This window comes from Pengzhenrongella sp., assembly GCF_036565025.1.
Classification (GTDB): Bacteria; Actinomycetota; Actinomycetes; order Actinomycetales; family Cellulomonadaceae; genus Pengzhenrongella.
Window position 1 is genome coordinate 1 of sequence record NZ_DATCNW010000353.1, and the last position, 8,669, is coordinate 8,669.

General features: G+C 73.1%; 6 protein-coding genes. 1 reads left to right on the top strand and 5 read right to left on the bottom strand.

Features of this window, described 5'->3' with window-relative positions; all coding sequences use genetic code 11:
* Nucleotides 1-136: 136 nt before the first annotated feature.
* Together VIM26_RS20040 and VIM26_RS20045 are read right to left on the bottom strand one after the other, a co-directional pair.
* Nucleotides 137-478, bottom strand: a complete 342-nt coding sequence (locus VIM26_RS20040) for a P-II family nitrogen regulator (RefSeq protein ID WP_331954525.1) — start codon at nucleotides 476-478, stop codon at nucleotides 137-139.
* Nucleotides 475-1,797, bottom strand: coding sequence for an ammonium transporter (locus tag VIM26_RS20045; protein ID WP_331954527.1), 1,323 nt, complete (start codon nucleotides 1,795-1,797; stop codon nucleotides 475-477). The genes VIM26_RS20040 and VIM26_RS20045 overlap by 4 nt, the downstream gene beginning before the upstream one ends.
* 239 nt (nucleotides 1,798-2,036) lie before the next feature.
* Between VIM26_RS20045 and VIM26_RS20050 the strand changes: the two genes are divergently transcribed.
* Complete coding sequence (locus VIM26_RS20050; protein ID WP_331954529.1) at nucleotides 2,037-3,032, top strand: phosphotransferase; 996 nt, start codon at nucleotides 2,037-2,039, stop codon at nucleotides 3,030-3,032.
* Between the two features lie 26 nt (nucleotides 3,033-3,058).
* Here VIM26_RS20050 and ftsY read toward each other — a convergent pair whose 3' ends face one another.
* The 3 genes from ftsY to smc form a co-directional block, all read right to left on the bottom strand.
* Entirely contained in the window at nucleotides 3,059-4,246 is a 1,188-nt protein-coding gene (ftsY, locus tag VIM26_RS20055) for a signal recognition particle-docking protein FtsY (protein ID WP_331954530.1), read from the bottom strand.
* Between the two features lie 53 nt (nucleotides 4,247-4,299).
* Nucleotides 4,300-4,662, bottom strand: coding sequence for a hypothetical protein (locus tag VIM26_RS20060; protein ID WP_331954531.1), 363 nt, complete (start codon nucleotides 4,660-4,662; stop codon nucleotides 4,300-4,302).
* A 141-nt stretch (nucleotides 4,663-4,803) separates the two neighbouring features.
* Nucleotides 4,804-8,523, bottom strand: coding sequence for a chromosome segregation protein SMC (smc, locus tag VIM26_RS20065; protein ID WP_331954533.1), 3,720 nt, complete (start codon nucleotides 8,521-8,523; stop codon nucleotides 4,804-4,806).
* Nucleotides 8,524-8,669 lie beyond the last annotated feature (146 nt).

Consider the following 8,669-nt stretch of genomic DNA (forward strand, 5'->3'; position numbering starts at 1 on the left):
GTTCCGGGGCCGCTCAGTGCCGTGGCGAGCGCGAGCCGTTCGCCGCGGAGGTCCCGCACCCCGAACGGGGGATGCGGGACCTCCAGGGGTTGGTGCTCGCTCGCGTCGCCTTCCGGCGGCCGCTGACCGGTCATCCCTACAGCGCCTCCGCGCCGTGCTCGCCGGTGCGGACCCGGGCGACGTCCTCGACCGGCACGACCCAGACCTTGCCGTCGCCGATCTTGCCGGTCTGTGCCGCCTTCACGATCACCTGGGTCACGGTGGCCGCGTCCTCGTCACCGACGAGCACCTCGATGCGAACCTTCGGGACCAGGTCGACGGTGTACTCCGCGCCGCGGTAGACCTCGGTGTGGCCGCGCTGCCGGCCGTAGCCGCTCGCCTCGCTCACGGTCATGCCACGCACTCCGGCCGCCTCGAGCGCGGACTTCACATCGTCCAGCCGATGCGGCTGGATCACTCCGGTCACGAGCTTGGTCATGACTTCACCTCCGAAGAAACGCGGGCACCCAGGGCTTCGTAAGCAGTCTCGCCGTGCGTCGTCAGGTCGATGCCCGTCACCTCGTGCTCGTCCGTGATGCGGAAGCCGATCGTCGCCTTGATGATCAGCGCGATGATCGCGGTCACGACGAAGGAGTACACGAGGACGACGAGCGCGGTGATGGTCTGCGTGGCGATCTGCGTCACGCCCCCACCGTAGAACAGGCCGAGCGACGCGCCGTCCGGAAGGAAGGCGGAGTTCTTGTCGGTCGCGAAGAACCCGATCAGGATGGTGCCGGTCAGGCCACCGACGAGGTGGACGCCCACGACGTCGAGCGAGTCGTCGTAGCCGTACTTGTACTTGAGTCCGACGGCGAGCGCACACAGCACGCCCGCGACCCCGCCGAGCGCGATCGCGCCGAAGGTGTCGACGGCGGCGGCCGCCGGGGTGATCGCGACCAGACCCGCCACGACGCCGGACGCGGCGCCGAGCGACGTCGCGCGACCGTCCCGGAACCGCTCGGTGAGCAGCCAGGTCAGCATCGCGACGCAGGTCGCGACCATCGTGTTCATCCAGGCGCGACCGGCGGTGCCGTCCGCGGCGAACTCCGAGCCGGCGTTGAAGCCGAACCAGCCGAACCACAGCAGCGCGGCGCCGAGCATCACGAACGGGAGGTTGTGCGGCCGCATGGCCTCCTTGCCGAAGCCGCGGCGCTTGCCGATGATGAGCGCGAGCGCGAGACCCGCGATACCGGCGTTGATGTGCACGACGGTGCCACCGGCGAAGTCGATCGGCGTCGACAGGCCGCTGGTGATCCCGGTCGGGCCGAGCAGCCCGACGCCGCTCCACACCCAGTGCGCGACCGGCAGGTACACGACGGTGACCCAGATGCCCGCGAAGATCATCCAGGCGCTGAACTTGGTGCGGTCGGCGATCGAACCGCTGATGAGCGCCACCGTGATGATGGCGAACGTCGCCTGGAACGCCACGGCGACCAGGGAGGGGACGCCCGCCGCGAGCATCAGGCTCTGCGAGTCGTCGAGGCCGTTCAGGCCGAACCACTGGAACGGATTGCCGAGCAGGCCGCCGCCGAGGTCGGGGCCGAAGGCGCCCGAGTACCCCCACAGGACCCAGACCAGCCCCACGACGCCCATGGCCCCGAAGCTCATCATCATCATGTTGAGCACGGACTTGCCGCGCACCATGCCGCCATAGAAGAACGCAAGTCCGGGCGTCATCAGCAGCACGAGCGCGGATGACGTCATCATCCACGCTGTGTTCCCGCTGTCCAGCGTGAATTTATCCAGCGCAAATTCCATGTGGATCGCCTCTTCCTCGCCGGCCGCTCGGCCGGGACGTCACCACCATCAGGGAGCGGGGTTTCCTAGCGGTGCCCGTGGTGTTACGGGAAGGTGACAAGGAGGGCCGCCAGGTAAACGTTGCGTTTCGTACCCGGCGTTTCGCCGTGAGAACGCCGCGTGCGTGCCTAGCCCCGCCTCGCCGTCGAGGGTGGGCGGGTGCGGCAGAATGCCGTCTCATGCTGGATAGGCCGACGGGGTTGGACGAGGAAGATCTGACCGCCGCGCTGCTCGAGGGCTGGGCCATGCAGGTCGAGTCCACCGAGTACCTGCCGGTGGGCGCGGGGAGCTACCACTGGTCCGTCGTCGATCGCAGCGGCATCTCCTGGTTCGTCAAGGTCGACGACCTCAGCGTTCTCGAAACCTCACCGCAGGAGGCCTTCAACGACCTGCGGCGGTCCTTCACGACCGCGTTGACCCTGCGCCGCGATACCGGGCTCGAATTCATCGTGGCTCCCATTCCCGCCACGGATGGCGCGGTGCTGCGGCCGATCACCCCGAGGTACGCCCTGTCGGTGTTCCCGATGGTCGACGGCGCGGCCGGCACGTTTGGACCACACCGGAGCGAGGACCTGGCCGAGATGGTGGCCGTGCTCGCCGACCTGCATCGGGCCACGGCGGGGGTCGCGCACATCGCCCCGCGGGCCGACCTTCGGCTTCCCGGCCGCGACCGGCTGCACGAGGCACTGCTCGACCTGCACGGTCCGTGGGCCGGCGGGCCGCACGCCGAGCCGGCCCGCAAGCTGCTGGTCCGCCACCAGGCACGTGTCCGGCGATGGCTGGTGGACTTCGACAGGCTCGTCGACGTCGTCCGTGAGACGGCACCGGGCTGGGTCATCACCCACGGAGAGCCACATCCGGGCAACGTCATCCGGACCCCCGGTGGTCTCCGGCTCGTCGACTGGACAACCGTGCAGCTTGCCCCGCCGGAACGCGACCTGTGGATGCTGACCACCGCGTTCACCACCATGATCGGTGCTGATCCGGTCGGCGTCGACGACGAGCTGCTGGCCGGGTATACCCGGACGACCGGCCGTACCGTCACGCCCGCCGGCATCGCCCTGTATCGGCGGTGGTGGGTGCTCGCCGATGTCGCGAACTACACCAGCGACCTTCGCAGACCTCACGGCGAGGGCGAGGACGCCGCCGCAGCGCTGACCTACCTCGCCGGCAACCTCGAAACCGCGGAGGCCTGACCGGCTGTCAGGGCTACCCTGCCGGCCTAGTCCCCGAGCAGGCCGTCCACGAAGTCCGCGGGGTCGAACGGGGCGAGGTCGTCGGGGCCCTCGCCGAGCCCGATGAGCTTGACCGGGACGCCCAGCTCGCGCTGCACCGCGACCACGATCCCGCCCTTCGCGGTGCCGTCGAGCTTGGTCAGCACGATGCCCGTGACGCCCGCGACCTCGGCGAACACCCGCGCCTGGTTGAGCCCGTTCTGGCCGGTGGTCGCATCGAGCACCAGCAGGACCTCGCTGAGCGGGGCTTCCTTGGTGATGACCCGGGTGATCTTGCCCAGCTCGTCCATCAGGCCCGCCTTGTTCTGCAGGCGCCCCGCGGTGTCCACCAGCACGACGTCGGCCCCGGTGTCCCGGCCGCTGCGCACCGCGTCGAACGCGACCGCGGCCGGGTCGGCGCCCTCACGGTCCGAGCGGACGGTCGGCACGCCGACGCGCGCTCCCCAGGTGGCCAGCTGGTCGGCCGCGGCGGCACGGAACGTGTCGGCCGCGCCGAGCACGACCGTGCGCCCCTCGGCCACCAGGACGCGCGCGAGCTTGCCCACCGTGGTCGTCTTGCCGGTGCCGTTCACGCCGACGACCAGCACGACGGCGGGGCGCGGTGCGCCGTCGTCGCCGAGGACGGGCGAGGTGGCCAGGGACCGGTCGAGCGAGGGGTCGACGAGGGCGATCAGCCGCTCCCGGAGCAGGGCGCGCACGGCGGCCGGCTCCTTGACACCCTCGACCCGGACGCGCGTGCGCAGGGCCTCGATGAGCTCGGTGGTGGGGCCGGCGCCGACGTCGGCGAGCAGCAGGGTCTCCTCGAGCTCGTCCCAGTCGTCCTCGGACAGGTGGTCGCGGGACAGCACCGCGAGCAGCCGGACGCCGAGCGGGGAGCCCGACCGGGCGAGCCGGCCGCGCAGGCGGGTCAGCCGCCCGCCGACGGGTTCGGGGACCTCGAGCGCGGGTGCCTCGGGCCGGGCGGCGTCGGGCACGGTGAGCTCGGGCGCCTCCGTCAGGAGGTCGCCGGACGGAGCAGGCACGACGGTCGGGGGCGCGCCGTCGGCGGGGGGCCGCGCCTCGGGGGGCAGGGTCGGGGCGCCGCCGCGACGCCGGACGAGGAGGGTGACCGCGGTGCCCAGGGCGGCGAGCGTGGGCAGGCCGACGGCCAGGAGTACGTCGAGGTGTTCGTTCACCGGGTCAGTGTGTCAGGACCCGGTCGGGCGACGGCGGCAGTCGGCGGGCGTCTTCAGCGCCGGACGAGGGCGACACCGCGGGTAGCGAGGTCGACGCCCCGGCTCGCGAGGTCGACGCCGCGGCTCGCGAGATCGCGGGTCTTGGCCAACGTGTCGGTGAGGTCGTCCACCCGCAGGTACGGGTCCTCGTCGACCTGGGCGCCGGCGAAGAACTCGTCGAACGTGGCGTTGACCGGCTGGGCGTCGGCGCCCGCTGCCGCGAGCCCCTTGCCGTGCGCTCGGAACTCCTCCAGGCCGGCACGCACGTCACGCTTGACGCTTTTCACCCCGATGGTCCGACCGCTCATCAGGCCGGTCGCCACCATGACGAGAGCGGCCGCGCCGAGTGCGAAGAACGTCCAGAGGAAGATCACCATGGCACTAGTATCCCGGGCGGCGGCGGGGGTTCGACGACGCACGCTCGGTGACGTTGTCGATCGGCACCAAACCTTCACAGAGCGCGTGCGACAAACAGCGCGGGTCGGACGCGGGGTTACGGGTGGGCGCCGTGACGTTTGTCACACCCGCGTGTCCTCCCGCATGCGCTGGCTGATGACGGTGGTCACACCGTCGCCCCGCATGGTCACGCCGTACAGCGCGTCGGCGATCTCCATCGTGCGCTTCTGGTGGGTGACCACGATCAGCTGGCTGTCCTGCTGGAGCTCCGCGAACAGGGTCAGGAGCCGGCCGAGGTTCGCGTCGTCGAGGGCGGCCTCGACCTCGTCCATCACGTAGAACGGGCTCGGGCGCGCCTTGAAGATCGCCACCAGCAGCGCGACCGCCGTCAGCGACCGCTCCCCACCGGAGAGCAGCGAGAGCCGCTTGACCTTCTTGCCCGCCGGGCGCGCCTCGACCTCGATGCCCGTGGTGAGCATCTGGTCCGGCTCGGTCAGCACCAGGCGCCCCTCACCGCCCGGGAACAGCCGGGGGAAGACGAGCTCGAACTGGGCAGCGGTGTCGCGATAGGCGTCCGCGAACACCTGCTCGACGCGCTCGTCGATCTCCCGGACGATCTCCAGGAGGTCGGCCCGGGACTTCTTCAGGTCCGCGAGCTGGTCGGTGAGGAACTTGTGCCGCTCCTCGAGCGCGGCGAACTCCTCCAGGGCCAGCGGGTTGACGCGCCCGAGCATCGCCAGGGCTCGTTCCGCGGCGCGCAGCCGCTTCTCCTGCTCTTCGCGCACGTAGGGCACCTCGCGCGGTTCGTCGGTCTCGCCGGGATCGTCCGTCTCGCGTGCCTCGCCGGTCCCGCGCGCCTCGCCGGTCTCGCGCGTCTCGTCCGTCTCGCGCGTCTCGGCGGGGTCCGCCGACGGAGCCTCGGCGGCCGGCCCTCGAGCCGGCCCGGCCCCGCGCTTCGCCCGGCCTTGAGCCCGGGCCGGCGGCGGCGTGAGCACCGGGACGGGGCGATGCGGACCGAAGTCCTCCAGCAGCACCGCGGGGTCCAGCCCGAGCTCCTCCACGGCGCGCGTCTCGAGCTGCTCGATGCGCAACAGCTGCTGCGCCCGCGCCACCTCGTCGCGGTGCGCGACGTCCGTGAGCGCGGAGAGCCGGCGCGCGAGCTCGTCCACCGCGGTGCGCAACGCACCGAGCTCGACGTCGCGCTCGGTGCGCGCGGCCTCGGCGGCCGCCCGCTCCTCGCCCGCGCGGTGCAGCGACACCTCGAGCGCGGCGAGCGCCTGCTGGGCCCCGCTCCGCACGGCCTCGGCGAGGTGCGCCTGGTGCGCGCGGACGCGCTCGCGCTCGGCGGCGCGGACCCGCGCGGCGCGCTCGGTCCTGGCTGCGCGTTCGAGCGCCTCGGCGCGACCGGCGAGCGCCCGCGTGCGCTCCTCGCCGGTGCGCAGCGACAGGCGCGCGTCGGTCTCGCGGCCGCGGGCGGCGGTCGCGAGCCCGGCGAGACGGTCGCGCTCGCCGGTGCCCGCCTCGATGGCAGCCTCGGTCTCGGCGGGCTCGGTCTCCGCGGCGGAGTACCGGGCCGAGAGGTCGACGAGCTCGGCCTGGTCGCCGGCGAGCGCCGCGGCGGCCGCGCCCAGCGAGGCCTGCACGCGTTCGGCCTCGGCCCGTGCGGCGCGGGCCGTCGCACCGAGCTGGCCGAGCTGCTCGGCGACGGCGGCGAGCGCGGCATCGGACTGGTTGAGCCGGTCGAGCGTGGCCTCGTAGGTCTCGCGCGCCTCGGTCTCGGCCTGCGCCGCCGTCGCGAGCTCGAAGCGGGCCCGCTCACCACGGGCCGTGGCATCGGCCAGGGTCGCCCGGGCCGCCTCGAGCGCGGCCTGCAGGTGCAGCACGTTCGGGGCGGTCGCCGACCCGCCGGACGCGCGGACGCTCCCGAGGAGGTCTCCCCCGCGCGTCGCGACGACGAGCTCCGGGTGGGCCGCGACGATCACGCGGGCCGCCGCGAGGTCGTCCACCACGACGACGCCCGCGAGCAGCGCGTGCACCGCGTCCCGCACGCTGCCCGGAGCGTGCACGAGGTCGGCGGCGCGCTGCGCCCCGGCGGGCGGTTCGGGTTCGATGCGCGGGAGCTCCTGACCTTTCCCGATCAGCAGGCTCACCCGCCCGGCGTCGTCGGTGCGCAGCCAGCGGATCGCGTCCACCGCGGCGTCGACCGACTCGACCGCGACGGCGTCGGCCGCGGAGCCGAGCGCGGCCGCGATGGCATCCTCGTTGCCCGCGGTGACGCTGAGCAGTGCGGCGACCGAACCGAGCGTGCCGGCGAGGTCGTCCGCGGACAGCAGCGCCCCGGCGCCGTCCTTGCGGGTCAGGCTGAGCTCGAGGGTCTCGATCCGGGCGGTCGAGGCGGCGCGGTCCCGGTCCGCCGCGGCGAGGTCCTCGCGCAGGGCGACGACCCGCTCGGCGGCCTGCTCGACGGCGAACGCGGCCGCCTCGTGATCGGAGTCCAGTCCCTCCTCGCCCTCCTCGACGCCCGCCACCTGCGTCTCGAGCGCGGCGAAATCCGTCGTGGCGCGGGTACCTCGCTGCTCGGCCTCGGCGAGCGTCTGGCGCAGCCGGCCGAGCTCGCTCTCGGTCGCCTCGACGCGGCTGCGCTTGGCGCCGACCTTGCCGGCGAGGCGGGCGAGGCCCTCGCGGCGATCGGCGGCGCCGCGCATCGACGTCGCGAGAGCACGCTCGGCGTCGCTCGAGGCGGTCTCCGCGTCGGCGCGCTCGGCGACGGCGGCCGCGAGCGCGTCCCGGGCGAGCCCGACCTCCGCGGCCAGCTCGGCCTCCGCGGCGCGGACCCGCTCGGCCTGCGCGTCGAGGTCGTTCGGGTCGCTGCCGCGCTCTACCTGGGCCGCGGACGACCCGAGCAGCCGCAGGCGCTCGGAGGCGAGGGTGGACGTGCCGCGGAGCCGCTCGCGCAGCGCGGACAGCCGGTACCAGACGTCGCTCGCCTCGGACAGTTTGGGTGCAGCTTGCGCTGCGACCAGCTCGAGGGCTGCGAGCCGCCCGCGGGCGGCGTCCAGGGCGCCCTCCACCTCGGTCCGCTGCGCGCGCACGGCCGACTCGTCGGCGATCTCCTGCTCGAGGGTCGAGCCGAGCTGGGCGAGGTCGTCGGCGAGCAGGCGGGCCCGCGCGTCGCGGAAGTCGGCCTGGACGAGCTGGGCGCGCCGGGCGACCTCGGCCTGCTTGCCGAGCGGACCGAGCTGGCGGCGGATCTCGCCGGTGAGGTCGCCCAGTCGGGTCAGGTTCGCCTGCATCGCGTCGAGCTTGCGGAGCGCCTTCTCCTTGCGCTTGCGGTGCTTGAGCACGCCGGCGGCCTCTTCGATGAAGCCGCGACGCTCCTCCGGGGTCGCGCGCAGCACCGCGTCCAACTGGCCCTGGCCGACGATGACGTGCATCTCGCGGCCGAGGCCCGAGTCGGAGAGCAGGTCCTGGATGTCCAGCAGCCGGCAGGAGGACCCGTTGATCGCGTACTCCGAGCCGCCGTTGCGGAACAGCGTCCGCGAGATCGTGACCTCGGAGTACTCGATCGGCAGGGCGCCGTCGACGTTGTCGATGGTGAGCGACACCTCGGCCCGGCCGAGCGGGGGGCGGCCGGCGGTGCCGGCGAAGATGACGTCCTCCATCTTGCCACCGCGCAGCGACTTGGCGCCCTGCTCCCCCATCACCCACGCGAGCGCGTCGACGACGTTGGACTTGCCCGAACCGTTCGGCCCGACGACGCAGGTCACCCCGGGCTCGAAGTTCAGCGTCGTCGCCGAGGCGAACGACTTGAACCCGCGAAGGGTGAGCGTCTTGAGGTGCACGAGGGGAAGCCTAGAAGGTCAGGCCCACGGAGCCCGACACCCGCGCCCGCGCGAGTCGCCCCGCGGAAGTACGCCGACGCGACCAGAAATCCCGCAACGTCCGAGCGTTGACGTCCTATAGGACGTCAACGCTCGGACGTTGCGGG